The organism is Streptomyces sp. NPDC127106 (genome assembly GCF_042677605.1).
GTDB lineage: Bacteria > Actinomycetota > Actinomycetes > Streptomycetales > Streptomycetaceae > Streptomyces.
Window position 1 is genome coordinate 390,599 of record NZ_JBHXTC010000002.1, and the last position, 26,453, is coordinate 417,051.

28 protein-coding genes are annotated in these 26,453 nt (G+C 72.8%); 18 read left to right on the top strand and 10 right to left on the bottom strand.

Annotation, left to right across the window (positions count from 1 at the left end; translation table 11 throughout):
• Window positions 1-108: 108 nt before the first annotated feature.
• Window positions 109-753: a TetR family transcriptional regulator gene (locus ACFVGY_RS04445; protein ID WP_385670770.1), complete on the top strand. Its 645-nt coding sequence runs from the start codon at window positions 109-111 to the stop codon at window positions 751-753.
• Window positions 754-843: 90 nt separating this feature from the next.
• Here the strand turns inward: ACFVGY_RS04445 and def are convergent, their stop codons facing one another.
• A complete protein-coding gene (gene def, locus ACFVGY_RS04450) occupies window positions 844-1,407 on the bottom strand; it encodes a peptide deformylase (RefSeq protein ID WP_385670772.1) in 564 nt (187 codons plus the stop codon).
• A gap of 123 nt (window positions 1,408-1,530) precedes the next feature.
• On the opposite strand from def, the gene ACFVGY_RS04455 reads away from it, so the two are divergent.
• From ACFVGY_RS04455 to ACFVGY_RS04480, 6 genes are all read left to right on the top strand, one after another.
• A complete protein-coding gene (locus ACFVGY_RS04455; RefSeq protein ID WP_385431801.1) occupies window positions 1,531-2,769 on the top strand; it encodes a MurT ligase domain-containing protein in 1,239 nt (412 codons plus the stop codon).
• Between the two features lie 31 nt (window positions 2,770-2,800).
• Window positions 2,801-3,529, top strand: coding sequence for a type 1 glutamine amidotransferase (locus tag ACFVGY_RS04460; protein ID WP_385670775.1), 729 nt, complete (start codon window positions 2,801-2,803; stop codon window positions 3,527-3,529).
• 208 nt (window positions 3,530-3,737) lie between these two features.
• Window positions 3,738-4,763: a 6-phosphofructokinase gene (locus ACFVGY_RS04465; RefSeq protein WP_385670778.1), complete on the top strand. Its 1,026-nt coding sequence runs from the start codon at window positions 3,738-3,740 to the stop codon at window positions 4,761-4,763.
• Window positions 4,764-4,857: 94 nt separating this feature from the next.
• The gene (locus ACFVGY_RS04470) at window positions 4,858-5,817 is read left to right on the top strand and encodes a cytochrome c oxidase assembly protein (protein ID WP_385670781.1); all 960 of its coding nucleotides are present in this window, start codon (window positions 4,858-4,860) and stop codon (window positions 5,815-5,817) included.
• Window positions 5,818-5,849: 32 nt separating this feature from the next.
• Window positions 5,850-6,008: a hypothetical protein gene (locus ACFVGY_RS04475; protein WP_360633659.1), complete on the top strand. Its 159-nt coding sequence runs from the start codon at window positions 5,850-5,852 to the stop codon at window positions 6,006-6,008.
• A 205-nt stretch (window positions 6,009-6,213) separates the two neighbouring features.
• Complete coding sequence (locus tag ACFVGY_RS04480) at window positions 6,214-6,924, top strand: lysophospholipid acyltransferase family protein (protein ID WP_385670893.1); 711 nt, start codon at window positions 6,214-6,216, stop codon at window positions 6,922-6,924.
• A gap of 87 nt (window positions 6,925-7,011) precedes the next feature.
• Here the strand turns inward: ACFVGY_RS04480 and ACFVGY_RS04485 are convergent, their stop codons facing one another.
• From ACFVGY_RS04485 to ACFVGY_RS04515, 7 genes are all read right to left on the bottom strand, one after another.
• On the bottom strand, window positions 7,012-8,673 hold the full coding sequence (locus ACFVGY_RS04485) for an alpha/beta hydrolase (RefSeq protein WP_385670784.1): 1,662 nt from the start codon (window positions 8,671-8,673) through the stop codon (window positions 7,012-7,014).
• Between the two features lie 205 nt (window positions 8,674-8,878).
• Complete coding sequence (locus tag ACFVGY_RS04490) at window positions 8,879-9,703, bottom strand: urease accessory protein UreD (protein WP_385670787.1); 825 nt, start codon at window positions 9,701-9,703, stop codon at window positions 8,879-8,881.
• Window positions 9,700-10,395, bottom strand: a complete 696-nt coding sequence (gene ureG / locus ACFVGY_RS04495; RefSeq protein WP_385670790.1) for an urease accessory protein UreG — start codon at window positions 10,393-10,395, stop codon at window positions 9,700-9,702. Before ureG ends, ACFVGY_RS04490 begins: the two co-directional genes overlap by 4 nt.
• A 32-nt stretch (window positions 10,396-10,427) precedes the next feature.
• A complete protein-coding gene (locus ACFVGY_RS04500) occupies window positions 10,428-11,102 on the bottom strand; it encodes an urease accessory protein UreF (RefSeq protein ID WP_385670793.1) in 675 nt (224 codons plus the stop codon).
• Window positions 11,102-12,823, bottom strand: a complete 1,722-nt coding sequence (locus tag ACFVGY_RS04505) for an urease subunit alpha (protein WP_385670794.1) — start codon at window positions 12,821-12,823, stop codon at window positions 11,102-11,104. Before ACFVGY_RS04505 ends, ACFVGY_RS04500 begins: the two co-directional genes overlap by 1 nt.
• Window positions 12,816-13,127: an urease subunit beta gene (locus ACFVGY_RS04510; protein ID WP_385670797.1), complete on the bottom strand. Its 312-nt coding sequence runs from the start codon at window positions 13,125-13,127 to the stop codon at window positions 12,816-12,818. Before ACFVGY_RS04510 ends, ACFVGY_RS04505 begins: the two co-directional genes overlap by 8 nt.
• Before the next feature lie 14 nt (window positions 13,128-13,141).
• Window positions 13,142-13,444, bottom strand: coding sequence for an urease subunit gamma (locus ACFVGY_RS04515; RefSeq protein WP_385670799.1), 303 nt, complete (start codon window positions 13,442-13,444; stop codon window positions 13,142-13,144).
• A gap of 313 nt (window positions 13,445-13,757) precedes the next feature.
• On the opposite strand from ACFVGY_RS04515, the gene ACFVGY_RS04520 reads away from it, so the two are divergent.
• Entirely contained in the window at window positions 13,758-14,141 is a 384-nt protein-coding gene (locus ACFVGY_RS04520; RefSeq protein ID WP_385670802.1) for a VOC family protein, read from the top strand.
• A gap of 38 nt (window positions 14,142-14,179) precedes the next feature.
• On the opposite strand, the gene ACFVGY_RS04525 is transcribed toward ACFVGY_RS04520, so the two are convergent.
• Window positions 14,180-14,629, bottom strand: a complete 450-nt coding sequence (locus tag ACFVGY_RS04525; RefSeq protein WP_385670804.1) for an ATP-binding protein — start codon at window positions 14,627-14,629, stop codon at window positions 14,180-14,182.
• A gap of 196 nt (window positions 14,630-14,825) precedes the next feature.
• Here ACFVGY_RS04525 and ACFVGY_RS04530 point away from each other — a divergent pair, with 196 nt between their 5' ends.
• Window positions 14,826-15,710 (top strand): helix-turn-helix domain-containing protein, encoded by an 885-nt coding sequence (locus ACFVGY_RS04530; RefSeq protein ID WP_385670806.1) that lies wholly within the window; start codon window positions 14,826-14,828, stop codon window positions 15,708-15,710.
• A 12-nt stretch (window positions 15,711-15,722) separates the two neighbouring features.
• Window positions 15,723-15,944: a DUF397 domain-containing protein gene (locus ACFVGY_RS04535; RefSeq protein ID WP_385670809.1), complete on the top strand. Its 222-nt coding sequence runs from the start codon at window positions 15,723-15,725 to the stop codon at window positions 15,942-15,944.
• A gap of 4 nt (window positions 15,945-15,948) precedes the next feature.
• Here ACFVGY_RS04535 and ACFVGY_RS04540 read toward each other — a convergent pair whose 3' ends face one another.
• A complete protein-coding gene (locus tag ACFVGY_RS04540) occupies window positions 15,949-17,112 on the bottom strand; it encodes an 8-amino-7-oxononanoate synthase (RefSeq protein WP_385670812.1) in 1,164 nt (387 codons plus the stop codon).
• A gap of 154 nt (window positions 17,113-17,266) precedes the next feature.
• On the opposite strand from ACFVGY_RS04540, the gene bioB reads away from it, so the two are divergent.
• The 8 genes from bioB to mug all read left to right on the top strand — a co-directional run bounded on the left by bioB (window position 17,267) and on the right by mug (window position 26,189).
• A complete protein-coding gene (gene bioB / locus ACFVGY_RS04545) occupies window positions 17,267-18,538 on the top strand; it encodes a biotin synthase BioB (protein ID WP_385670815.1) in 1,272 nt (423 codons plus the stop codon).
• Window positions 18,531-19,844 (top strand): adenosylmethionine--8-amino-7-oxononanoate transaminase, encoded by a 1,314-nt coding sequence (locus ACFVGY_RS04550; protein ID WP_385670818.1) that lies wholly within the window; start codon window positions 18,531-18,533, stop codon window positions 19,842-19,844. The genes bioB and ACFVGY_RS04550 overlap by 8 nt, the downstream gene beginning before the upstream one ends.
• Window positions 19,844-20,566, top strand: coding sequence for a dethiobiotin synthase (gene bioD, locus ACFVGY_RS04555; protein WP_385670821.1), 723 nt, complete (start codon window positions 19,844-19,846; stop codon window positions 20,564-20,566). Before ACFVGY_RS04550 ends, bioD begins: the two co-directional genes overlap by 1 nt.
• A 377-nt stretch (window positions 20,567-20,943) precedes the next feature.
• A complete protein-coding gene (locus ACFVGY_RS04560) occupies window positions 20,944-22,284 on the top strand; it encodes a hemolysin family protein (protein WP_385670824.1) in 1,341 nt (446 codons plus the stop codon).
• Window positions 22,281-23,306 carry a hemolysin family protein gene (locus ACFVGY_RS04565; RefSeq protein WP_385670827.1) on the top strand — a complete coding sequence of 342 codons (1,026 nt, stop codon included), beginning with the start codon at window positions 22,281-22,283 and terminating at the stop codon, window positions 23,304-23,306. The genes ACFVGY_RS04560 and ACFVGY_RS04565 overlap by 4 nt, the downstream gene beginning before the upstream one ends.
• Window positions 23,307-23,335: 29 nt before the next feature.
• Entirely contained in the window at window positions 23,336-24,127 is a 792-nt protein-coding gene (locus ACFVGY_RS04570; protein WP_385670830.1) for an SGNH/GDSL hydrolase family protein, read from the top strand.
• Between the two features lie 71 nt (window positions 24,128-24,198).
• Window positions 24,199-25,632, top strand: a complete 1,434-nt coding sequence (purB, locus tag ACFVGY_RS04575; protein ID WP_385670833.1) for an adenylosuccinate lyase — start codon at window positions 24,199-24,201, stop codon at window positions 25,630-25,632.
• Window positions 25,629-26,189 (top strand): G/U mismatch-specific DNA glycosylase, encoded by a 561-nt coding sequence (gene mug / locus ACFVGY_RS04580; protein ID WP_385670896.1) that lies wholly within the window; start codon window positions 25,629-25,631, stop codon window positions 26,187-26,189. The genes purB and mug overlap by 4 nt, the downstream gene beginning before the upstream one ends.
• Window positions 26,190-26,453 lie beyond the last annotated feature (264 nt).

Genomic DNA, 26,453 nt, shown 5'->3' on the forward strand with positions numbered 1-26,453 from the left:
GTCAAGCGAATCCGGCCCGCGGCGCAGCCGGTTCGGCGGGCCGGGTGCGCGGGGTGTTACGTTGCGTGGGCGTCACGCACCATCGCAAGGGCGGGGAGAGAACACGTCATGGAGACCACGCAGCAGGCCGGCGAACCGGGCACGGCCGAGCGCCGCCGGCGGGAGCTGCTCGAAGCGGCCGACCGGGTCGTCCTCAGGGACGGCCCCAAGGCATCCATGAATGCCATCGCGGCGGAGGCCGGCATCACCAAGCCGATCCTCTACCGGCACTTCGGCGACAAGGCCGGCCTCTACCAGGCCCTGGCCGTCCGGCACACCGATGGCCTGCTCGACTCGCTGCGGGCCGCGCTCGACGCGCCCGCCGAGCGCCGCGAGCGGGTCGAGTCCACCCTCGACACCTACCTCGCTGCCATCGAGGCCCGGCCGCAGGTCTACCGGTTCCTGATGCACCCCACCGAGGACTCGCACAGCGCCGAGCACGGCTTCGACGTCGGCCGGCACTCGGCGCCGCTGCTGCGGCGGCTCGGCGAGGAGCTGGCCGAGGTGATCAGCGAACGCGTGGACCTCGGGCCCGACGGGGACCGGCTGGCCCGCATCTGGGGGCACGGGATCGTCGGCATGATGCACGCGGCCGGGGACTGGTGGCTCGGCGAACGCCCCTGCCAGCGCGCCGACTTGGTGTCCGGCCTGACCGACCTGCTGTGGGGCCGGCTGGCCACGGCCGGCGACCGGGCCGACGGGCCCGGCTTCTAGCCGCCGCGGCCTCGGGACCTCCGCCCGCCGCCCGCACGGCGGCGGTCGGCCGGTGCTCGGTCGGCCGGCGGGTCGGCCCGGCGGGACGGATCAGGCGTCCAGGACGTGCCCGCCCCGCGCACCCCACGGCGTCCTGCGGATCGCGCGGCGCAGCCGCCGGGCCCGCAGCCCGGTGACCCGCTCCGCGTAGACCGTGCCGTCGAGGTGGTCGCACTCGTGCTGGAGGCAGCGGGCGAAGAACCCGGTGCCGGAGATCCGCACCGGCGCGCCGGACGAGGTGACGCCCTCGACGACCGCGCGGTCGAACCGGGCCGTGCCCGCCTCCAGGCCGGGCAGCGACAGGCAGCCCTCCGGGCCGAGGAACTCGTCCCCGTCGGCCTCCACCAGGCGCGGGTTGACGATGTGGCCGACGTGCCGGACGTCCTCGTCATCGGGGCAGTCGTAGACGAAGACCCGTTGCCCGACGCCGATCTGGTTCGCGGCGAGGCCGACGCCCTGGGCCGCGTACATCGTGGCGAACATGTCCTCGATCAGCCGGTCGAGGGCCGGGCCGAACTCGGTGACCTCCGCGCAGGCCGAATGGAGCACCGGCTCGCCCAGGAGGCTCATGGTGCGGACGGTGCCGGTGGTCCCGGGGATGACGCGCTGTCGCATGGCCGTAAGGGTACGACGGGCGAATATATGAGGAGATCCGCGGCAGCCTGGGGGCGCCGCGGTCAGGGCCCCGGCAGGTACTGGATAGGCTGGGGCCGGTCGACGCAAGGAGGACAAGGGACGATGGCAGGCAACACAGAGCCGCTTTCGCCGCGGGCCAAACTGGCCGTGACGGCAGGCAGGGCCGCGGCGGCGGTGTCGCGGGCCGCGGGACGCGGAAGCGGATCGGTGATCGGCGGCAAGGTCGCACTCAAACTCGACCCCGATCTCCTCGGAGCTCTCGCGCAGCATCTCGACGTCGTCCTCGTCTCCGCCACGAACGGCAAGACCACGACGACCCGGCTGATCGCCGAGGCCCTGCGGGCCAGCGGCCCGGTGGTCTCCAACGCCCTCGGCGCGAACATGCCGGCGGGCATCACCTCCGCCCTCGCGGGCGGCTCGGACGCCAAGTACGGCGTCATCGAGGTCGACGAGAAGTACCTGGCCGGAGTGGCCCGGGACGTCACCCCGAAGGTGATCGCCCTGCTGAACCTCTCCCGCGACCAGCTGGACCGGGCCGCCGAGACCCGCATGCTCGCGGAGAAGTGGCGCGAGGGCCTCACGGGCTCCAAGGCCGTCATCGTCGCGAACTGCGACGACCCGCTGATCGTGTGGTCGGCCTCGTCCTCGCAGAACGTGGTCTGGGTCGCCGCCGGCCAGGAGTGGAAGGACGACGCCTGGTCGTGCCCCTCCTGCGGCGGTGTGATGCAGCGCCCCGGCGACGACTGGTTCTGCGGCGAGTGCGGCTTCCGCCGCCCCACTCCGACTTGGGTGCTCTCCGGCGACCACGTGCTGGACCCGCACGGCTCGGCGTGGCCGATCCACCTCCAGCTGCCGGGCCGCGCCAACAAGGCGAACGCGGCCACGTCGGCCGCCGTGGCCGCCGTCTTCGGGGTGCCGCCGCAGGTCGCGCTGGAGCGGATGTACCAGGTGCAGGCTGTCGCCGGCCGCTACGACGTGGTCTCCTTCCAGGGCCGTGAGCTGCGGCTGCTGCTCGCGAAGAACCCGGCGGGCTGGCTCGAAACGTTTTCGCTGATCGACCAGCCCCCGGCCCCGGTGATCCTGTCGGTGAACGCGCGCGGCGCCGACGGCACCGACACCTCCTGGCTGTGGGACGTGGACTACCCGCGCCTCGCCGGCCACCCGATCTTCGTGATCGGCGACCGCAGGCTGGACCTGGCGGTCCGCCTCGAGGTCGCGGGCCTGGACTTCCGGGTCTGCGAGACCCTCGACGAGGCCGTGCAGCTGGCGCCGCCCGGTCAGATCGAGCTGATCGCCAACTACACCGCCTTCCAGGACGTGCGCCGCCGGGTCGGCAACTAGAACCGGGATCGGAACCGCAGAGGACATGAGCATGAGCGACAACAGCCTGCGTCTGGTGTGGGTCTACCCCGACCTGCTCAGCACGTACGGAGACCAGGGCAACGTTCTCGTCGTGGAGCGCCGGGCGCGCCAGCGCGGCCTGGACGTGCAGCGCGTGGACGTGCGCAGCGACCAGCCCATCCCCACTTCCGGCGACATCTACCTGATCGGCGGCGGCGAGGACCGCCCGCAGCGGCTGGCCGCGGAGCGCCTGCTGCGCGACGGCGGTCTGGAGCGGGCCGTCTCGAACGGGGCGATCGTCTTCTCCGTCTGCGCCGGGTACCAGATCCTGGGCAACGAGTTCGTCAACGACATGGGCGAGCGCCAGCAGGGCCTGGGCCTGCTGGACGTCGTCACCGTGCGCGGTGAGGGCGAGCGGTGCGTCGGCGACGTGCTCGCCGACATCGACCCGCAGCTGGGCCTGCCGCAGCTGACCGGGTTCGAGAACCACCAGGGCGTCACCCACCTTGGCCCGACGGCCAAGCCGTTCGCCCGCACCCGGCTGGGCCGCGGCAACGGCACCGGCGACGGCACCGAGGGCGCGTACAACGAGACGGTGTTCGGCACGTACATGCACGGCCCCGTCATGGCCCGCAACCCGCTGATCGCGGACCTGCTGCTGAAGCTGGCCCTCGACGTCAACGCGCTGCCGCCCGTCGACGACCGGTGGTACGACGCGCTCCGTGCGGAGCGCATCGCGGCGGCCACGCAGCCCGCGTAGCCCCTCCACGGCCCCGCAACCTGCGCGTGGGCCTGCGTTCGGCCCGGATTCCCCTGGCGGGATCCGGGCCGACGTGCGTTCGCACGACGATCATGACCAGCATGTGGAGGATGGTTCAGCGGGGTGCCGATCCGCTAGTAGGGTGACGGGTAGTTCCAACCGGACGACGTGGTCCGGTCGTCGGCCCACGTTGCAAAGGTTTCTTGCCATGCGCATTGGCGTGCTCACCTCCGGCGGCGACTGCCCCGGCCTCAACGCCGTCATCCGTTCCGTCGTCCACCGCGCCGTCGTCGACCACGGCGACGAGGTGATCGGCTTCCACGACGGTTGGAAGGGCCTGCTGGAGGGCGACTACCGCAAGCTCGACCTCGACTCGGTCGCGGGCATCCTGGCTCGCGGCGGCACCGTCCTCGGCTCCTCCCGCGTCCAGCCCGCCCACCTGCGCGACGGCGTGGAGCGGGCCCGCGGCCACGTGGCCGACCTGGGCCTCGACGCGATCATCCCGATCGGCGGCGAGGGCACCCTGAAGGCCGCGAACCTGCTGTCGCAGGCCGGGCTGCCGATCGTCGGCGTCCCGAAGACCATCGACAACGACATCGCCTCGACCGACGTCACCTTCGGCTTCGACACGGCCGTCGGTGTCGCCACCGAGGCCCTGGACCGGCTGAAGACCACCGCCGAGTCCCACCAGCGCGTGATGGTCGTGGAGGTCATGGGCCGCCACACCGGCTGGATCGCCCTGCACTCCGGCATGGCCGCCGGCGCCCACGCGATCGTCGTGCCGGAGCGCCCCTTCGACATCGAGGAGCTGACGGGGATCGTCGGCGAGCGGTTCTCCGCGGGCAAGCGCTTCGCGATCGTCGTGGTCGCCGAGGGCGCCAAGCCGCGCCCCGGCAGCATGGAGTTCACCGAAGGCGGCACCGACCAGTACGGCCACGAGCGCTTCGCCGGCATCGGCAACCTGCTCGCCGTCGAGCTGGAGCGGCGCCTGGGCAAGGAGGCCCGCCCGGTCATCCTGGGCCACGTCCAGCGCGGCGGCACCCCGACCGCGTACGACCGGGTCCTCGCCACCCGCTTCGGCTGGTACGCGGTGGAGGCCGCGCACCGCGGCGAGTTCGGGATGCTGACGGCGCTGCGCGGCACCGACATCGTGATGGTGCCGCTCGCCGAGGCCACGTCCACCCTCAAGACCGTGCCCGCGCAGCGGTACGACGAGGCGCAGACCGTTCTGTGACCTTTTCCCCTCTTGTGGAACCGCCCCCGGACGCAGCTGCGTCCGGGGGCGGCACTACTGTGGTGGGGCACCACAGGTCAAGAGGAGTGGACAGATGGATCACAGCGGTCACGGCATGGACATGCACAACATGGACCTGCCGCCGTTCACCCTCGGGCGCGGCCTGGAGTTCTCCTTCGACGCGTTCTTCCTGATCGGCTCGCTGGTGGGCCTCGGCCTGTACCTGTGGGGCGTGGTGCGGCTGCGGCAGCGCGGGGACGCCTGGCCGGTGGGCCGGGTGGTGGCCTTCACCACCGGCGTGCTGAGCGTGGCCCTGGTGATGTGCACCAAGCTGAACGACTACGGCATGGTCATGTTCAGCGTGCACATGGTCCAGCACATGGTGATCAGCATGCTCTCCCCCATCCTGCTGCTGCTGGGCGCCCCGGTGACGCTCGCCCTGCGCGCGCTGCCGCCGGCGGGGCGAGGCCGCAAGGGGCCCCGCGAGCTGCTGCTGATGCTGCTGCACAGCCGCTACATGCGGATCATCACCCACCCGGCGTTCACCATCCCCATGTTCATCGCCAGCCTCTACGCCCTCTACTTCACCCCGCTCTTCGACTTCCTCATGGAGAGCAAGCCCGGGCACATCGGGATGATGGTGCACTTCCTCGCCGTCGGCCTGGTCTTCTTCTGGCCAATCATGGGCGTGGACCCGGGCCCGCACCGCCCCGGCTACGTGATGCGGATGCTGGAGCTCTTCGCCGGAATGCCGTTCCACGCCTTCTTCGGCATCGCGCTCATGATGGCGAGCGAGCCGATGATCGGGACGTACCGGAACCCGCCGGCGTCCCTGGGCATCGATCCGCTGCTCGACCAGCAGTGGGGCGGTGGCATCGCGTGGGCCTTCAGCGAGATCCCCTCGGTGCTGGTGCTGATCGCCCTGATGTACCAGTGGTACCACTCCGAGCAGCGGGCGGCGAAGCGCGCCGACCGGGCCGCGGACCGCAACGGCGACCGGGAGCTGGAGGCGTACAACGCCTACCTCGCCTCCCTGCGCGCGCGTGGCCAGTAGCGCCGGACCCGCTTTCGGGGCCACCATGGGGCATGACCGGTTCCGTTAAGGCGATGGCCGTCATGACCTTCGCCGCCCTGGTGGCCGTCGCGACGTACTCCGTGGCCCTCGGCAGCAATGGCTGGCTGTGGTTCGGCTGGGTGGTGCTGGGCGTCCTCACGGCCGGAATGGCCGCTGCCGGCAACAACTGAGCGGCGCTGCGACGCCCTCCCGGCACGCCGCCGACGGGTCTGCGGCGCTGGACCGGGCACGTCCCGGTCATCCCGGTCATCCCGGGCGTGGAACCGGTGCGTTCCCGCGGCGTCCGTGGTCCCGTGTGGCGTGCGCGACCCCTCCGACCCGGCGACTGCTGTCCGTACGATGGCGGTGACGACCGGACATCGACGGGAGCGCCTGGTGTTCTACCACTTGCTCAAGCACGTGTTCCTCGGCCCGCTGCTGCGGCTGCTGTTCCGGCCGCGGATCGAAGGGCTGGAGAACGTACCGGCCGAGGGGGCCGCGATCGTCGCCGGCAACCACCTGTCCTTCTCCGACCACTTCCTGATGCCCGCGATCCTGAAGCGGCGGATCACCTTCCTCGCCAAGGCGGAGTACTTCACCGGGCCGGGGCTGAAGGGCCGGCTGACCGCGTTCTTCTTCCGCAGCGCCGGGCAGATCCCGGTCGACCGGTCGGGTCGGGACGCCGGGCAGGCCGCGCTCCGCGAAGGGCTGGCGGTACTGGCCCGGGGCGAGCTGCTGGGCATCTACCCGGAGGGCACCCGCTCGCACGACGGGCGGCTGTACAAGGGCAAGGTGGGGGTGGCGGCGATGGCGCTCGGCGCCGGGGTGCCGGTCGTCCCGTGTGCGATGCTCGGCACCTTCGAGATCCAGCCGCCCGGGAAGAAGATCCCGAAGATCCGGCGGGTCACCATCCGCTTCGGCCGGCCCCTGGACTTCTCGCGGTACGCCGGGATGGAGGGCGAGCGGGCGGTACTGCGGGCGGTCACCGACGAGATCATGTACGCCGTCCTCGGCCTGTCCGGCCAGGAGTACGTCGACCGGTACGCCGCCGAGGTCAAGGCCGAGGAGGAGGAAGCGCGGAAGAAGGCCCGGCGCAGAACACGCTGAGCCCTCTCCCCCTGTACGGGTGCGCTCTGCGGCGGCGGGGGTTCCGCCGCCGCGGAGCGCAGTGCAGTGCAGTGCAGTCCGCCGGGACTACCGGACGGCCGGCAGCTCCTCGCGCGCCGGGAAGTCCGACGCGGGGGCCTTCGCGAGCGACGTCGCGGCGGCCGGGGCCGGCGCGACCGGGGCGGCGTGCGGACCGCACACCACGTCCTTGGCGTCGACCTTGCCCTGCAGCAGGTAGGCGTCCACCCGCGTGTTGATGCAGGGGTTCACCAGGCTGGTGACACCGTGCGAGCCGGCGCCCTGCTCGGTGATCAGGCGCGAGCCGGCGAGGCGGCGGTGCAGCTCGACACCGCCCTTGTACGGGGTGGCGGCGTCACGCTCGGCCTGGACGATCAGCACCGGCGGCAGACCGCGCTTGGCGCCGACCTCGATCGCATTGTGCTGCTTGGACTTCCAGGTCGCGCAGGGCAGGTTCATCCACGCGTTCGACCAGGTCAGGAACGGGTACTTCTTGTGCAGCTCCGTGTTGTCCCGGTTCCACTTCGCCCAGCTGGTCGGCCACTTGGCGTCGGCGCACTCCACCGCGGTGTACACCGCGTTGCTGTTCTCCGAGGCTGCGTTGCCGGCGGTGTCGGACAGGTCCGGGGTGATGGCCTCGACCAGCGGCTTCTCGTCACCGGCGGCCCAGGCGCTGAAGGCCTGCGCGACCGGGACCCACGAGGAGTCGTAGTACGGGGCGCTCTGGAAGAAGCCGATGAGCTCGGCCGGGCCGGCGACGCCGCCGAGCGGATTGGCCTTGGCCTGGGCGCGCAGCTGCTGCCACTTGGCCTCCACCTTGGCGCGGGTGTCGCCGAGGTGGAAGGCCGCGTCGTTCTTCGCGACCCAGTCCTGCCAGTCGTTCCAGCGCATCTGGAAGGCGACGTCCTGGCCCAGGTTGGCCTCGTACCAGATGTTGTCCGTCGACGGGTCGACCACGCTGTCGACGATCATGCGGCGCACGTGGGTCGGGAACAGGGTCGCGTAGACCCCGCCGAGGTACGTGCCGTACGACACGCCGAGGAAGTTCAGCTTCTTCTCGCCGAGCGCGGCCCGGATGACGTCCAGGTCGCGCGCGGTGTTCGGCGTGGTCATGTGCGGCAGCATCTCGCCGCTGCGCTCCTTGCAGCCGTCCGCGTACTCCGCGGCGAGCTTGCGCTGGGCGGTCTTGTCGGCCTCGGTGTCCGGGACCGGGTCGGCCTTCGGAACCTTGACGAACTCCTGCGGGTCGACGCACGAGATGGGCGTCGAGTGGCCCACGCCGCGGGGGTCGAAGCCCACGAAGTCGTACGCCTTGGCGGTGTTCACCCACAGCGGGGAGCTGGTGGTGGACCGGCGCGGGAAGCGCATGCCGGAGCCGCCGGGGCCGCCGGGGTTGTAGATGAGCGCGCCCTGGCGCTCCTCCTTGGTGCCGGTGCTGACGGCGCGGTCGACGGCGATGTCGATCGTCTTGCCGAACGGCTTCGCGTAGTCGAGCGGAACCTTGACCCAGCCGCACTGGATGGGGGCGGCGAGGCCCCAGTCGGCGGGACAGTCCTTCCACTGGATACCGGTGCGGGCGGCCCGCGCGGCGGCGAACTGGACGCCGAGCGCCTCCGGGACCGTGCTGCTGCCCGTGGTCGCCGCGGCGGCCGGCGGGGCCAGCAGCAGACCGGCGGCCAGTGCTCCGGTGATCAGAGTGGCAGCGCTCCCCAGCGCTGCTTTGTGTATCACGTGGTCGTTCCCCCTGGATCAGGCCCGGCCCGAGACGGCCGGGTCACGTCGGGTTGGTCGTGCGTCGGTCGTGCGCATGTACAGGGGATCTTTTCGCCTGACCTACACCTGACAACAGGTCAAGGTCACGTTCTTTGCCAACCCGATAACCGGCACGGCATGTACCGCTCAGCGGTGTCTGGTTCGTCCCAGCTTCGCCCGGCGGTCACCAGCCGTACGTGCGACACGCCGCATCGAGCAGACCGCGCAGCCGCAGCGCGTCCGGCGCAAGCGCCGTGACCAGCACGGCGGGTCCGGCCAGCGGGGTGACCACGGCCTGCTCCCCCAGCACCGCGGCGGGCGGCGCCTCCCGGGCGAACCGCGGGTCCACCACCAGGAGCTGACCCACCGCCCGATGCCCCGCGAGCCCCGCCGGGCCGTCCCAGCCGCCGGGCGCCCCCGGGCCGCAGGCGAGCTCCTGGTCCAGCAGGGGGCGGCCGTCCCGGACCACGGTGAGCCGGCTGCGGAGCAGGCCCGGCTCCTCCCCCGTACGGCCCAGCACCTGCTCCTCCCGCAGCAGCAGCCGGGCGTCCGGGGCGAGTTCGGCGCGGGTGCGCACCCGCAGGTCGCTGCCGCGCACCGAGACGAGCGGCTCGGGGAGCCAGCGCACCGCCGCGCCCTCGGCAGCGGTGATGCGCACGTCGTAGCGCGCGGGCTCGCCACCCCGGCCGGGCAGCGCCAAGGTGGCCGCCGCCGAGGCCAGGGCGAGTCGTGCCCCGGGTCCGACGTCGGCCTCCACCGCGAGGTGGTCGCCGCCCAGTGGGGCACTCATGGCGCCCACCAGCATGACGCCCGCCTCGGCTCCGCTGCCCCGGGTGCGGCGCAGCGCGAGCGGCCCCTCGCCGGTGAGCACGGGCAGGGCGGTGCCGCCGCGGCCGTCGGCGGCGGCGCGGATCCGGGCGGTGGCCCGCAGCCCGGCCGGGGGTGGGGCGGGCGGGACCGGGGGTGCGGCGGAACGGACCGGGGGTGCGGCGGGGGGTGCGGTGGTCACCGTACGGCCCAGGCGGCGACCCGCTCGCGGACCCAGGCGGCCACCGGGGCGACCCCTTCCGCGCCGCGCAGCGACTGGAAGGTGACGGGAAGGGCGCCGCGCTGCTCGGCGGCGTCGCGGGCCATCCGGTCCAGGTCGGAGCCGACGTGCGGGGCGAGGTCGGTCTTGTTGACGACGAGCAGGTCGGCTGTGGTGACGCCGGGGCCTCCCTTGCGCGGGATGTCGTCGCCGCCCGCCACGTCGATGACGAAGATCTGGGCGTCGACCAGTCCTCGGGAGAAGGTGGCGGTCAGGTTGTCCCCGCCGGACTCGACGAGGACCAGGTCGAGCGGGGCGGTCTGGCGGTGGGCTTCCTCCAGTTCCTCCACCGCCTCCAGGTTGGCGGAGATGTCGTCGCGGATGGCGGTGTGCGGGCAGGCGCCGGTCTCCACGGCGGTGATCCGCTCCGGTGGCAGCACGGCCTCCCGCAGCAGGAACTCGGCGTCCTCGCGGGTGTAGATGTCGTTGGTGACGACGGCCATGGACAGTTCGGCGCGCAGGGCCCGGCAGAGTGCGGCGACGGTGGCCGTCTTGCCGGAGCCGACCGGTCCGCCGAGTCCGATGCGCAGGGCGCGGCGCGAGCCGTCCGACCGGCGGGGCTCGGCGCTGTGGGTGTGGCGCTCGGGGTAGGCCGTGCCGTGGTCGAGGTGCATGGGATGGGTCTCCCGGGGGTGGGTGGAGGTGGTCAGGAGGCGAAGAGCCGTACCGGCCAGCCGGCATGGACCTCGGCTGCGATGTCCAGCAGCGGCGAGGAGGCCGCGGGCAGGGCGTCCGGGCCTTCGCGTCGGGCGCGGTGCGCGGCCCGCGCGGCCCGGTCGGCCACGTCGTCGAGCTCGGGGGCGAGGCGGGCCAGGACGCCGCTCGCCTCGAAGGGGTCGAGGCCGAGCAGCCGCACGGTGGCGGTGGCCGGCCCGCCGACGCTCTCGTACGCCGCCACGTGCGCGGCGTCCAGCGGCCCGAGCCCGGCCGCCCGGGCGGTGAGCCCGAGCACCACGGGCTGGTGCGCCCCGCGCGGGAACGCCGTGGCAAGGGCGTCGAGTTCGGCGGCGGGCCAGGTGGCGCGGGCCGCCCGCAGCAGTTGCCGGCCGAGTCGCCGGGCGACGGTGCGCAGTGCGGGCGAGGGGGTGCGGGCGTCGGCGGCTGCGTCGAGCACGGCCGGGTCGAGGCCGAGGGCGGCGGCCGCGGCGAGGGCGGCGGTAGTGAGCCCGGCGGTGTGGAGGCGGCCGCGGCAGAAGTCCTCCAGGGACGCGGCGTCGTGGATCCGGCCCGCCTTGCAGGCGGCCTCCGCTCCGCCGGAGTGGGCGTGCCCTCCGGCGGGGAATCGGCCGTCGGCGAGGACGAGCAGTGCGGCGCGGCCCATCAGAAGAGGAAGTACCGCTGGGCCATGGGGAGTTCCGCGGCCGGTGCGGGCTCCACGGCCTCGCCGTCGATCGTGACGGTGAAGGTGTCGGCGTCGACCTCGACCCTCGGCATGGCGTCGTTGTTGCGCATGTCCGCCTTGGTCACCTTTCTGGTCGTCTCGATGGCGACGAACCCCTTCCCGAGCGCGAGCCGTTCGGGCAGGGCGTCGTCGAGTGCGGCCTGCGCGGTGAAGTTCACGGAGTTCCGCGCCGGGGCCAGGCCCCGGCCGCCGAACATCGGGCGGGGCAGCACCGGCTGCGGGGTGGGGATGGAGGCGTTGCCGTCGCCCATCTGTGCGTAGGCGATCTGGCCGCCCTTGATGACGGTCTCGGGCCGGACCCCGAAGAAGGCCGGGTTCCACAGCACGAGGTCCGCGAGCTTGCCGGTCTCCACGGAGCCGATCTCGCGGGCGAGCCCCTGGGCCACGGCCGGGTTGATCGTGTACTTGGCGACGTAGCGGCGGGCCCGGTGGTTGTCGGCGGGCCCGTCGCCGGGCAGGAATCCGCGCCGGCGCTTCATCACGTGGGCCGTCTGCCAGGTACGCAGGACGACCTCGCCGACGCGGCCCATGGCCTGGGAGTCGGAAGAGATGATGGAGATCGCGCCGAGGTCGTGCAGGACGTCCTCGGCGGCGATGGTGGAGGGCCGGATCCGGGACTCGGCGAAGGCCAGGTCTTCGGGGACGGCCGGGTTGAGGTGGTGGCAGACCATCAGCATGTCGAGGTGCTCCTCGACGGTGTTGACGGTGTGCGGCCGGGTCGGGTTGGTGGAGCTGGGCAGCACGTTCGGCTCGGAGACCACGGTGATGATGTCGGGGGCGTGGCCGCCGCCCGCGCCCTCGGTGTGGTACGCGTGGATGGTCCGTCCGGCGACGGCGGCGAGGGTGTCGCCGACGAATCCGGCCTCGTTGAGGGTGTCGGTGTGGATCGCGACCTGGGCCCCGGTCTCCTCGCAGACGCCGAGGCAGGCGTCGATGGCGGCCGGGGTGGCACCCCAGTCCTCGTGGATCTTGAAGCCGAGTGCGCCGCCGCGCAGTTGGGCGTGCATGGCCTCGCGGGAGGTGGTGTTGCCCTTCCCGAGCAGGCCGATGTTGACCGGGTAGGCCTCCAGGGCCGCGAACATGCGGGCGAGGTGCCAGGAGCCCGGGGTGATGGTGGTGGCCTTCGTGCCCTCGGCGGGTCCGGTGCCGCCGCCGACCAGGGTCGTGATGCCGGAGGCGAGGGCCTCCTCGACGACGGTCGGGGAGATGAAGTGGACGTGGGCGTCGATGGCCCCGGCGGTGACGATCTTCCCGTTGCCCGCGATGACCTCGGTCTCGGGGCCGATGACGAGGGCGGGGTGGACGCCGTCCATGGTGTCCGGGTTGCCGGCCTTGCCGATGCCGCAGATCCGGCCGTCGCGGATGCCGATGTCGGCCTTGACGATGCCCCAGTGGTCGAGGACCACGGCTCCCGTGATCACCGTGTCGGGGGCGCCTTCGGCCCGGGAGGTGCGGGCCTGCCCCATGGATTCGCGGATGACCTTGCCCCCGCCGAACACGGCCTCGTCGCCCGAGCGCCCCGGGCCGCCGCAGAGGTCCTCCTCGATCTCGACGAAGAGGTCGGTGTCGGCCAGCCGGATCCGGTCTCCGGTCGTCGGCCCGAAGAGGTCGGCGTACGCCCCTCGTTCCAGCTCAGCCATCGAGCGGCCCTCCCGTCTCCCCGCGCAGCCCCCACACGGTGCGCAGTCCGCCGAGCGGTACGAGTTCCACCTCGACCGGGATGCCCGGCTCGAAGCGGACGGCGGTGCCCGCGGCGATGTTGAGCCGGAGCCCGCGGGCGGCCGCGCGGTCGAAGGCGAGGCCGGGGTTGGCCTCGGCGAAGTGGTAGTGCGAGCCGACCTGGACGGGCCGGTCGGCGGAGTTGAGCACGGTCATGCGGGTGACGGGGCGGCCCTCGTTCAGGCGCACCGGGCCGTCCCCGTGGACGATCTCGCCGGGGATCATGCGGCTGCTGCCCTTCAGACGATCGGGTCGTGGACGGTGACGAGTTTGGTGCCGTCCGGGAACGTCGCCTCGACCTGGACGTCGTGGATCATCTCGGGGATCCCCTCCATCACGTCGGCGCGACCGAGCACGGCGCGGCCGGAGGCCATGAGCTCGGCCACGGTCCGTCCGTCGCGGGCCCCTTCGAGGATGTGCGACGTGATCAGGGCCACCGCCTCGGGGTGGTTGAGGAGGACTCCGCGCGCCTTGCGCCGCGCGGCCACGTCCGCGGCCACGTGGATGAGCAGTCTTTCCTGCTCGTGCGGTGTGAGGTGCACGCGTATCACCAGCTTCCAGGACAGGATCGAGCGAGGGGCGAGCCGAACCCTAACGGCCGTCAACACTCTGTTGACCTGCGCATTTCCGAGCCAAGCGGGTCTTGCCCCATGCTGAGGAAGGCTTTCCGTCCCGAGCACCGGCGCTTTGCCGGCGGATGGGTGATCATTGACGGAACGCCGCGACCGCCCACGCTAGGCGGCGCGCTTTTCCGTCGCGTTAACCCACGTTTCGGGCAGGCACCCGGTTCACCCTCCGGGACGGCTACGGCCGGTTCCGTATACGGGCGTCCGGGAGCCGCCCCGGAGGAGTCGCATGTTCCGCAATCCGGTACGCCACATCACCTTCGACGCCCTGGAGCCGTACGGACTCGCGTCGTTCTGGTCCGCCGTGACGGGCTTCCCGATCCACCCGGACGATGTCGAGGGCGACGAGGAGATCCTGCTGGACCCGGGGCAGCCGGGGGTTCCGGGCCTGCTGTTCATCCGGGTTCCGGAGGCCAAGTCCATGAAGAACCGGCTTCACTTGGACATCCAGCCGCAGAACGGCACCCGCGACGAGGAGGTCGAGCGGCTGATCGGGCTCGGGGCGAGGCTCGTCGACGACCGGCGCCGGGAGGACGGCACGGGCTGGGCGGTGCTCGCCGACCCGGAGGGCAACGAGCTGTGCATCGAGCGGAGCGCCGCCGAGCGCGGCTAGTGCGGCGGCCGCGCGGCGGGCACCGCCGCGGGTCGGCGTCAGCACGTGCCGGCGGTACGGGCCGGGGCCCCGACCGGCCAGGGCAGAGCGATCCACACGGTCTTGCCGCCGTCCTCGGTGGGGCTGACCGAGAGCCGGCCGCCCGCCTCCGCGGTGAGCCAGCGGATGATGACCATGCCCCGGCCGTTGTCCTGCTGGACGGCGGCCGGGAGCCGCCGGGGCCACCGCGGGTGGCTGTCGGTGACCCCGACCCGGAGGCACTCGCCCCGCTCCAGCCGGACGTCGACGGTGAAGGTGGGTGACTGCCCGAAGGTGTGCTGTACGGCGTTGGTGGCCAGCTCCGACACGATCAGCCGGACGCTGTCGGCGGTGTCGGCGTCGTCCGCCAGCCCCCATTCGAGGAGGACGTCTGCGACGTAGCGTCGGGCGGTGGCGACCGAGGCGGGATCGCTCGGCAGAGTGACGGATGCTTCCTGGTGGTCTGCCATGGCGACGGTCCCTTTCCCACCGGGGCGGACCGCCCCGGATCTGTGCTGGACGCCAGAGTGCCACCCATCGTCCCGTGGGAGCCGCCGTTCACCCAAGATATGCATATATCTGTCGCTCAATGCGGTGAACTCTGCTACGGAAGAGCTTATTTGGACGGCAGACTGGTGCGAGCTGTGCCGGTGGAAGGAGGCGGGTATGCAGCATGGCCCCGCGGTGCGTCGGCGCAAGCTCGGCGAGGAACTGCGCGCCCTGCGCGACCGTACCGGACTCACCAGTGGCGAGGCGGCGCGCATCATGGGCTGGCACCAGTCGAAAATCAGCCGCATCGAAACCGGCCGGAGCGGCGTGAAACCGGAGGACATCAGCCGCCTGCTCGATGCCTACGGAGAGGTCGTCAGCCCCGAGCAGCGCGCCCTCCTGGAGGCGCTGTCGGTCTCGGCCGCCGGTCCCGGACCGGGCGGCGGCAACGGTCGCGGCCGCCAGTGGTGGCACGACTACCGAGGCCTGCTCCCGCAGGAGTACCGGGACTTCATCAGCCTGGAGGCGGGAGCCCGGGCGGCCCGGACCGTGGAACTCTCCGTGGTGCCCGGCCTGCTGCAGACCGCCGAATACGCCCGGGCCGTGACCCGCGCGGCACTGGGCGGGCTGCCGGAGCCGAAGGTGGACGCGCTGGTCGACGTACGACTGGCCCGGCAGGCGGTGCTGCGGGCCGATCCGCCGCTGGAGCTGAGCGCCGTACTGGACGAGGCGGTGCTGCGGCGGCAGATCGGGGGGCCCGGGGTGATGGCGGCGCAGCTGCGGCACCTGGTGGAGGTGGCACGGTTGCCCCAAGTGCGGCTGCAGGTGCTGCCGTTCAGCGTGGGGGGCCATCTCGGCCTGACCGGACCGTTCGTCATCTTCTCATTTCCGAACATTGCCGATCTGGATGTGGTGGTACTCGACCATTTGACGAGTAGCCTCTATCTGGAGCGGAAGGAAGACCTCGAGGCGTACAGCGCCGCGTTCCGCACCATCCAGGCGCACGCCCTCCCGCCCCAGGACTCGTCGGATCTCATCAGCTCCCTGGCTGACGACGCGTAAGGAGGCACCCCCGTGTCCGCAACCCCCCTCTCCCCCGGCGGACTTCTGAACAGAGCGCGCTGGCGGCGGAGCAGCCGCAGCACCGGAATGAACAACTGCGTGGAAACGGCCGTCCTCGGGGGCGGTCTGCTGGCCGTCCGCGACTCGAAGCGGACGGCCGGCCCGGCCGTGCTCTTCACCGGGCCGGCCTGGGCGGGCTTCCTCGCCTCGGTACGGGCGGACGTGCCCGTATGACGCCCTAGGCCCCGGCCGGGGCGGTCCGCAGGATCGTCTCGACGGCCCGATCGATCTCGTCCCCCGTGAGATCGGCCCGGGCCGTCAGCCGCAGCCGGGAGATGCCGTCCGGCACCGACGGCGGCCGGAAGCACCCCACGGACAGTCCCGCCTCGCGGCAGTCGGCGGCCCAGCGCAGTGCCGCCGCGGCCGACGGGGCACGTACCGACACCACGGCCGCGTCCGGCCGTGCCGCGGTCAGGCCGGACGCGGTGAGCCGCCCGTACAGCAGGCGGGCCACCTCACGGGCCTGCCCGGCGCGTTCCGGTTCGCGCCGCAGCAGGCGCAGGCTCGCCAGCGCCGCGCCCGCGGCGGCCGGGGCCAGACCGGTGTCGAAGATGAAGGTCCGGGCCGTGTTGACCAGGTGCCGGATCACCTTGGCGGGGCCGAGGACGGCACCCCCCTGGCTGCCCAGGGACTTCGAGAGGGTCAGCGTGGCGACGACGCCCGGCGCGCCCGCGAGCCCGGCGGCGTGCAGCGCGCCGCGCCCGCCCTCGCCCAGCACGCCCAGGCCGTGGGCGTCGTCCACGACCAGCGCCGCGCCCTCCTCCCGGCAGGCCGCGGCATAGCCGGCGAGCGGCGCCGCGTCCCCGTCGACGGAGAACACCGAGTCGCTGACCAGCAGCGCCCGGCCCTCGTGGGCGGCGAGCGTCTTGAGCGCCGCGTCCGGGTCCGCGTGCGGGATCACCGCGGTCGCGGCGCGCGAGAGCCGGCAGCCGTCGACGATGGAGGCGTGGTTCCCGGCGTCAGAGACGACGAGGGTGCCCCGGTCGCTGAGCGCGGTGACGGCCGCGAGGTTGGCCGCGTAGCCGGAGGACAGCACGAGCGCGGCCTCGAAGCCGCAGAAGTCCGCGAGCTCCCGCTCCAGTTCCCCGTGCAGCTCGGTGGTGCCGGTGACCAGGCGGGATCCGGTGGCCCCCGCGCCCCACCGGGCCGCCGCCCCACAGGCTCCGCGGACCGTCTCCGGATGCCGGGACAGGCCCAGGTAGTCGTTGCTCGCGAGGTCGAGCAGCGGCGAGTCGGCGGGACGCGGACGCAGGGTCCGCACGAGCCCCGCCTGCTCTCGGACCCGTTCGGCGGCATCGATCCACGCGAACACGTCCTCGGGCTCGCGGCGGTGCTGGGGCATCTGGATCCTCGCGTTTGTCGGCTGTCCACAGGCGTCGCCCGACCCTAACGGCCGACACCCGAGTGTCTGGTGTGGCGATACACACACTCCGTTCCGGCCATGTTGTGCGATCTCTCCTTGGCCGGGAGTGGTCGCGTGGTCCAGGATCGCCCTCATGGATCTGCTGAACACCCTGGTGGACAAGGGGCTGCGGCGCGAGCTGCCGACCCGCGACGAGGCCCTCGCCGTCCTGGCGACCTCTGACGACGAACTGCTCGACGTGGTGGCCGCGGCCGGCAAGGTGCGCCGCCGGTGGTTCGGGCGTCGGGTCAAGCTGAACTACCTGGTCAACCTGAAGTCCGGGCTCTGCCCGGAGGACTGCTCGTACTGCTCCCAGCGCCTGGGATCGAAGGCGGACATCCTCAAGTACACCTGGCTGAAGCCTGACGAGGCCTCGCAGGCCGCCGCGGCCGGTGTCTCGGGCGGCGCCAAGCGCGTGTGCCTGGTGGCGAGCGGGCGCGGCCCGACGGACCGCGACGTGGAGCGCGTCGGCAAGACCATCGAGGCCATCAAGGAGCAGAACGAGGGCATCGAGGTCTGCGCCTGCCTGGGCCTGCTGTCGGACGGTCAGGCCGAGCGCCTGAAGGCGGCGGGCGCCGACGCCTACAACCACAACCTCAACACGTCCGAGTCGACGTACGACCAGATCACCAAGACCCACACCTACGCGGACCGGGTCGACACCGTGCAGAAGGCGCACGCCGCGGGCCTGTCCGCCTGCTCCGGCCTGATCGCGGGCATGGGCGAGACGGACGAGGACCTGGTCGACGTCGTCTACTCGCTGCGCGAGCTGGATGCGGACTCGGTGCCGGTCAACTTCCTGATCCCGTTCGAGGGCACGCCGCTGGCCAAGGAGTGGAACCTCACCCCGCAGCGCTGCCTGCGCATCCTCGCGATGGTGCGGTTCGTCTGCCCCGACATCGAGGTCCGGATCGCGGGCGGTCGCGAGGTGCACCTGCGGAGCATGCAGCCGCTCGCGCTGCACCTGGCGAACTCGATCTTCCTCGGTGACTACCTCACCAGCGAGGGCCAGGCCGGTCAGGCCGACCTCGACATGATCGCCGACGCGGGCTTCGAGGTGGAGGGCGCCGGTACGCAGACCCTTCCCGCGCACCGCGTGGCCGCCGCTGCGGCCGCGGCCCACGGACCGTGCGGTTCCGCGGCTGCGGAGGCCGGCTGCGGCTCGGCGTGCGGCGGCTGCTCGGGCCACGCGCACGAGCCCGCGGCCGAGGCCGCCGTCGAGGCCGGTGCCGGTGCGGAGCCCGTCGTCGGGGCCGGGGCCGAGGCCGAGCCCGCCCTCGCGCAGGCACCGGCGGGCGAGGTCCGCTCGGACCTGGTGACGGTGCGCCGCCGCGGCGCGGGGACGGGCCTCGCCCCCAATGCCTGACCCACACGTGCCGCTGCCGGCTGCCGAGCTGCTCGCCCTGGACCGGCAGCACGTCTGGCACCCGTACGGCCCGATGCCCGGGCGGCAGGAGCCGCTGGTCGTCTCCTCCGCCTCGGGGGTGCGGCTGCGGCTCGCCGAACCCTCGCAGGGACAGGACGAGCTGGTCGACGGCATGTCCTCCTGGTGGTCGGCGATCCACGGCTACAACCACCCGGTACTCAACGAGGCCGCGGCCGACCAGCTCGGACGCATGTCCCACGTGATGTTCGGCGGGCTCACCCACGAGCCCGCCGTCCGCCTGGCGGCGAAGCTGGTCGAGATCACCCCGGCCGGCCTGGAGCACGTCTTCCTCGCCGACTCGGGCTCCGTCGCGGTCGAGGTCGCGGCGAAGATGTGCCTGCAGTACTGGCGTTCCACCGGCCGGCGCGCCAAGACCCGGCTGATGACCTGGCGGGGCGGCTACCACGGGGACACCTGGACGCCGATGGCCGTCTGCGACCCCGACGGCGGCATGCACGAGCTGTGGTCGGGCGTCCTGCCGCGCCAGGTCTTCGCGGACGTCCCGCCGGGCGGCTTCGCCGCGCCGGTGGACCCCGCGTACGTCGCCCACCTGCGCTCCGTGATCGCCGCGCACGCCGACGAGCTGGCGGCGGTCATCGTGGAGCCGGTGGTCCAGGGCGCGGGCGGCATGCGCTTCCACAGCCCGGGCTACCTACGGGTCCTGCGCGAGCTGTGCGACGAGTACGACGTCCTGCTCGTCCTGGACGAGATCGCGACGGGCTTCGGCCGCACCGGCGCCCTGTTCGCGGCCGACCACGCCGGGATCACCCCGGACGTGATGTGCCTGGGCAAGTCCCTGACCGGCGGCTACCTGACGCTGGCGGCCACGCTGTGCACGGAGCGGGTGGCGGCCGGCATCTCGCGGGGCGAGGTGCCGGTGCTCGCCCACGGGCCGACGTTCATGGGCAACCCGCTCGCCACCGCCGTGGCGCTGGCCTCGGTCGAGCTGCTCCTCGGCCAGGACTGGCAGCGCGAGGTCAAGCGCATCGAGGCGGGGCTGCTGGAGGGCCTCGCCCCGGCCCGGGAGCTGCCGGGGGTCCGCGACGTGCGCGTGCTGGGCGCGATCGGCGTGGTCCAGCTGGACCACGAGGTGGACATGGCGGCCGCGACGGCGGCCGCGGTCCGCGAGGGCGTCTGGCTGCGCCCCTTCCGCGACCTGGTCTACACGATGCCGCCGTTCGTGACGGGCGACGCCGACGTGACCCGGATCTGCCGTGCGGTGTGCGCGGCGGCGGAGGTGGGCTGATGTCCGTGATCGTGGTGTCCGGGACGGGCACGGAGATCGGCAAGACCGTCGTCACCTCGGCGATCGCGGCGGCCGCCGCTGCGGCCGGCCGGTCGGTGGCGGTGCTCAAGCCCGCGCAGACGGGGCTGGAGCCCGGCGTGCCGGGGGACGCGGCCGATGCGGTCCGCCTGGCCGGGCCGACCGTCACCGCCGTGGAGCTGGCCCGCTACCCGGAGCCGCTGGCCCCGGACACGGCGGCGCGCCGTGCCGGGTTGCCGACGCTCTCACCGGCCGAGATCGCGGAGGCCGCGGAGAAGCTCGCCGCCTCCCACGACCTCGTCCTGGTGGAGGGGGCGGGCGGCCTCCTGGTCCGCTTCGACGAGGCGGGGCACACCCTCGCCGACGCGGCGCGGTTGCTGGACGCCCCGGTCCTGGTGGTCGCGCCCGCGGCCTTGGGAACGCTGAACTCCACGACCCTGACGGCCGAAGCCCTGCGGGCCCGGCGGCTGACCGCCCTCGGCGTGGTCATCGGCAGCTGGCCCGCCGACGCCGACCTGGCCTGCCGCTGCAACCTGGCGGACCTGCCCTCCTCGTCCGGGCTCCCGTTGCTGGGCGCGGTGCCGGAGGGCTCCGGAGCCCTGGCCCCGGAGGAGTTCCGGGCCGCGGCCCCGGCCTGGCTGGACCCGTCGCTGGGGGGCACGTGGTCGGCACGGTCCTTCCAGGCCGCCTGGCCGGCCCGGTAACCCCAACAGGCCCGGCAGCCCCGGCAAGCCCGGCAGCCCCGGCAAGCCCGCCCGTACGGGCACGCCACACCTCGCCGTGACACCGAGCGCCCCGTCCCCGGACGGGGCGCTCCGCGTTTTCCGTCGCCCAGCGGCTCGGCCCGGCGGGATCCAACGGAATCCGGCGATCACTCCACCGAAAGGATGACGCCCCCACTTTGCCTTTCCTTTACCATGGTGGGCATCCGGCTGCACTCCGACGAGATCCCGTGAAAGGTGTGAGCGTCCGCCCATGGACGAGCCCCCAGTAACCGACATCGCCGCACCCGACACCGCCCCGCGCGACACCGCGCGCTGCCCCTCCTCCTGACTGACCATGGGACGGAGGTGACGGACCGATGACCGAAGTGCTCCTGCTCGTCGTGGCGCTGCTGCTCTGCCTTGCCTGCGGCGCGTTCGTCGCGGCCGAGTTCTCCCTGACCACCGTCGAGCGCAGCGAGCTCGAACAGGCCGCCGAGCGCGGCGAGCGCGGCGCCGAGAGCGCGCTGGCCGCCGTGCGCAGCCTGACCTTCCAGCTGTCCGGCGCCCAGCTCGGCATCACGGTGACCGGCCTGATCATCGGCATGATCGCCAAGCCGTCGATCGCCGCCCTGCTCCAAGGACCGTTCGAGGCCATGGGCCTGTCGGCCACCGCCGCCTCCTCGACCGCGCTGGTCCTCGGCACCGTGCTGTCGACCGTCGTCCTGATGGTCGTCGGCGAGCTGGTGCCCAAGAACTGGGCGATCTCCTCCCCGCTGGCCATCGCCAAGCGGGTGGCGACCATGCAGCGCGTCTTCAGCCGGGCGTTCCGCCCGTTCATCAGCCACCTGAACAGCACCGCGAACCGGCTGGTCCGCCGGCTCGGGCTGGAGCCGGCCGAGGAGCTCGCCTCCGCGCGCTCCCCGCAGGAACTGGTGGCCCTCGCCCGCCACTCCGCCAAGGCCGGCGCCCTGGAGCGGGAGGCCGCCGAACGCTTCGTACGGACCCTGAACCTCGCCGACCTCACCGCGGAGAACGTCATGACCCCGCGCGTCCAGGTCACCGCGCTCGACGTGCAGACCACCGCGGGGGACGTGGCCAATGCGACCCTGGCGACCGGCCTGTCGCGCTTCCCGGTGTACCGGGGCAGCCTCGACACCGTCGTCGGCACCGTCCACATCAAGGACGTCCTCGCCCTGCCCGCCGAGGCCCGCCACCGCCACCCCGTGGCACAGCTGCTGCGTCCGCCGCTGTTCGTACCGGAGTCGCTGACCGTGGACCGGCTGCTGGACCGGCTGTCCGGCAAGCAGACCATGGCCGTCGTCATCGACGAGTACGGCGGCACCGCCGGCGTGGCCACGCTGGAGGACATCATGGAGGAGGTCGTCGGCGAGGTCCACGACGAGCACGACCCGCTCGAGACCCCGGACCTGGCCCCGGCCGGCAAGGACGGCGCCGGGCGTCAGCTCTACTCCGCCGACGGCGCCGCGCGCACCGACCAGCTCCGACAGATAGGGCTGCGCGTCCCGGACGGCCCGTACGAGACCCTCGCCGGGCTGATGGCGACCGGGCTGGGCCGGATCCCGGCCGTCGGCGACAGCCTGGAGCTGGAGGGCTGGCAGCTCGACGTGGTCGATGCCGCTGGGCGGCGCGCCGCGCGCGTGCTGCTGCACGCTCCGGCCGGCCCCCGGCAGGACCCGGGTGGGGAGGCTCGGCGATGACACTGCTGCAACTGCTGATCGGCCTGGCGACCCTCGTCGTCAACGCCTTCTTCGTCGGCGCCGAGTTCGCGCTGATCTCGGTCCGGCGCAGCCAGATCGAGCCGTACGCCGAACAGGGCGACCGGCGGGCCCGCTCCGTGCTGTGGGGCCTGGAACACGTCTCCGCCCTCATGGCGGCGGCGCAGCTGGGCATCACCTTGTGCACCCTGGTGCTGGGCGTGGTGGCCGAGCCGGCGATCGCCCACCTGCTGACCCCGCTGTTCGACCTCGTGGGCATCCCCTCCGGGCTGACGCACGCCATCTCGTTCGTGGTGGCGCTGGCGCTGGCGACGTACCTGCACATGCTGTTCGGCGAGATGGTCCCGAAGAACGTGGCCCTGTCCGAGCCGGTGCGCACCGCGCTGCTCCTCGGCCCTCCGCTGGTGGCGACCACCCGGGCGCTGCGCCCGGTGATCTTCGCGGTGAACGCCTTCGCCAACGTGCTGCTGCGGCTGCTGCGGGTCGAGGTGAAGGACGAGGTCTCCGCGACGTTCTCCGACGACGAGCTCGCGCGGATCGTGAAGGACTCCAGCGAGGCGGGGCTCATCGACGACCGCGCGAGCGAGCGCCTGCACGACGCCCTGGAGCTGGGCCGGCGGCCGGTCACCGACGTGGTACTGCCCTCGGACCGGGTCGTCGTGGCCCAGGTGGGCATCACGCCGTCCGAACTGGAGCGGCTCTCGGCCTCGTCCGGGTACTCCCGCTTCCCGGTGACCGACCCGCAGTTCAGGATCCTGGGATACCTGCACGTCAAGGACGCTCTGGACGCGGTCGGGCCGGAGCGGGAGGAGCCGTTCCCGGTGTCGGCGCTGCGGCCGATCGCACAGGTGCGGGCGGAGACCCCGCTGGACGACGTACTGACCGCGATGCGGCGCAGCCGGACGCACCTGGCGGCGGTCCTCGGCCCGGACGAGACGATGGCGGGGCTGGTGACGATGGAGGACGTGCTGCGCGAGCTGTTCGGGCGCCCGGCCTCCGCGTGATCCGTACCGCGCGGTAGCATCGCAGCGCCATGGGGATCAATGCGTCTTACACCAGTTTCGTCGCGGTCGGCGACTCGTTCACCGAGGGCATGTCCGACCTCCTGCCGGACGGTTCCTACCGGGGCTGGGCCGACCTGCTGGCGGCCCGGCTCGCCGCGCGTGAGCCGGGCTTCCGCTACGCCAACCTCGCGGTCCGCGGGAAGCTGATCGGGCAGATCGCCACCGACCAGGCCCCCACGGCGGCGGCGATGCGCGCCGACGTGGTGACGCTGGTGGGCGGGCTCAACGACGCCCTACGCCCCAAGGTCGACATGGGCCGGGTCCGCGGCCACCTGGAGGAGGCCGTCGGCCTGCTGGCCCCCTCCTGCAAGACGCTGGTGCTCATGCGCTCGCCGGGGCGGCAGGGCCCGGTGATGGAGCGCTTCCGGCCCCGGATGGAGGAGCTCTTCGGCATCGTCGAGGAGCTCGCCGCCCGATACGGCGCCCTGGTGGTCGACTTGTACGGGGCCCCCGTGCTCGGCGACCCGCGGCTGTGGGACGTGGACCGGCTGCATCTGACGGACGAGGGCCACCGGCGGGTGGCCGAGGCCGTCTGGCAGACTCTCGGACTGCCGGCGCAGGAGGACTGGCGCGCCGTGCTGCCGCCTGCCGAGCAGCCGGGCTGGGGCGTGCGCCGCTCCCAGGACCTGAGTTTCGCCCGGCAGCACCTGCTGCCGTGGATCGGCCGCCGGCTGACCGGCCGCTCCTCCGGGGACGGCCGCCCGGCCAAGCGCCCGGAGCTGCTGCCGTACGAGGCCTCTGCGGCAGAGCGGCTCTCGTAGCAAGGCACAATCCGGGGCGGGCGTCCGACCTGCGCAATCGCACAGCAGCGGCCCCAGTAGAATCCCTACACGTGACAGCCAAGCCCCGCATCCCCAATGTCCTGGCCGGCCGCTACGCTTCCCCGGAGCTCGCCGTCCTGTGGTCCCCCGAGTACAAGGTCACGCTGGAGCGGCGGCTGTGGCTCGCCGTGCTGCGCGCCCAGAAGGACCTCGGCATCGAGGTCCCGGACGCCGCCCTCGCCGACTACGAGCGCGTCCTGGAAACCGTCGACCTCGCCTCCATCGCCGAGCGCGAGAAGGTCACCCGGCACGACGTGAAGGCCCGCATCGAGGAGTTCAACGCCCTCGCCGGCCACGAGCACGTCCACAAGGGCATGACCTCCCGCGACCTCACCGAGAACGTCGAGCAGCTGCAGATCCGGCTCTCCCTGGAGCTGGCCCGCAACCGCACGGTCGCCGTCCTGGCCCGCCTCGGCAAGCTGGCCGGCGAGCACGCGGAGCTGGTCATGGCCGGCCGCTCCCACAACGTCGCCGCGCAGGCGACCACCCTCGGCAAGCGCTTCGCCACCGCGGCGGACGAGCTGCTGGTCGCCTTCGACCGGCTGGAGGACCTGATCGGCCGCTACCCGCTGCGCGGGATCAAGGGCCCGGTCGGCACCGCCCAGGACATGCTCGACCTGCTCGGCGGCGACGCCGCCAAGCTTGCCGAGCTGGAGCAGCGGATCGCCGACCACCTCGGCTTCGGCCAGGCCTTCACCTCCGTCGGCCAGGTCTACCCGCGCTCCCTCGACTACGACGTGGTCACCGCCCTGGTGCAGCTGGCCGCCGCCCCGTCGTCCATCGCGAAGACGATCCGTCTGATGGCCGGCCACGAGCTGGTCACCGAGGGCTTCAAGCCGGGCCAGGTCGGCTCCTCCGCGATGCCGCACAAGATGAACACCCGCTCCTGCGAGCGCGTGAACGGCCTGATGGTCATCCTCCGCGGCTACGCCTCGATGACGGGCGAGCTGGCCGGCGACCAGTGGAACGAGGGCGACGTCTCCTGCTCCGTGGTCCGCCGGGTCGCGCTGCCGGACGCCTTCTTCGCCTTCGACGGCCTGCTGGAGACCTTCCTGACGGTCCTCGACGAGTTCGGCGCCTTCCCGGCCGTCGTGGCCCGCGAGCTCGACCGCTACCTGCCGTTCCTCGCGACCACCAAGGTCCTGATGGGCGCGGTGCGGGCCGGCGTCGGCCGCGAGGTCGCCCACGAGATCATCAAGGAGCACGCGGTGGCCTCCGCGCTCGCGATGCGCGAGCAGGGTGCCGAGCGCAACGAGCTGCTGGACAAGCTGGCCGCGGACGAGCGGATGCCGCTGGACCGGGCCGAGCTCGACGCCCTGATGGCCGACAAGCTGTCCTTCACGGGCGCCGCCGGCGCCCAGGTCTCGGCGGTGGCCTCCCGCATCGAGGCGATCGCCAAGCAGTACCCGGAGGCCGCCGAATACGCGCCGGGGTCGATCCTCTGACCCGCGAGGAGCTCGAAGCCGCCCGCGACCGCGTCGTCCCCGACGTGGTCGCGGGCGGTCTGCGCGTGCTGTTCTGCGGAATCAACCCGAGTCTCCTCTCCGCCGCGACGGGGCACCACTTCGCCCGTCCCGGCAACCGCTTCTGGCCCGTCCTGCACCTGGCCGGTTTCACGCCGCGCCGCCTGGCCCCGGCGGAGCAGGAGGAGCTGCTGACCTACCGGCTCGGCATCACCAACGTCGTCGCCCGTGCCACGGCGCGGGCCGATGAGCTGAGTGCGGAGGAGCTGGTCGAGGGCGGCCGCATCCTGAGGGCGAAGGTGGAGCGCCTGCGCCCCCAGTGGCTCGCCGTCGCCGGTGTCACCGCGTACCGCACGGCCTTCGGGGAGAGGCGAGCGGCCATAGGCCCCCAGGAGCAGACCATCGGCTCCACCCGCATCTGGGCCCTGCCCAACCCCAGCGGCCTCAACGCCCACTGGACCGCGGAGACCATGGCCCGGGAGTACGCCCGCCTCCGCGCGGCCGCCGAGTCCGCACCCGAGGCCGAGCCGGACGCCTAGGCCGTCGCTTCCGGCTCCTGCCTGACCCGCGCCGCCCGGCACCGCACCTCGCCGCGTTGTCGAGGCACCCGAGTACGTCCAGTCATCGGGAGCCTCTCCGCCTTGCGATGCACGGCACCGGACGACGCGGGCTTCACCGGCAAGCTCCGAAAGAGATGTCCTAGAAGATTGATGAAAATGTTGGGTTCTGGCCCCGCCGTGTCAGCGGCGGGGCCAGACTCGTTTTCGTGGTTCAAGGGGAGTGGGTCGGGGAGACGGTCGGGC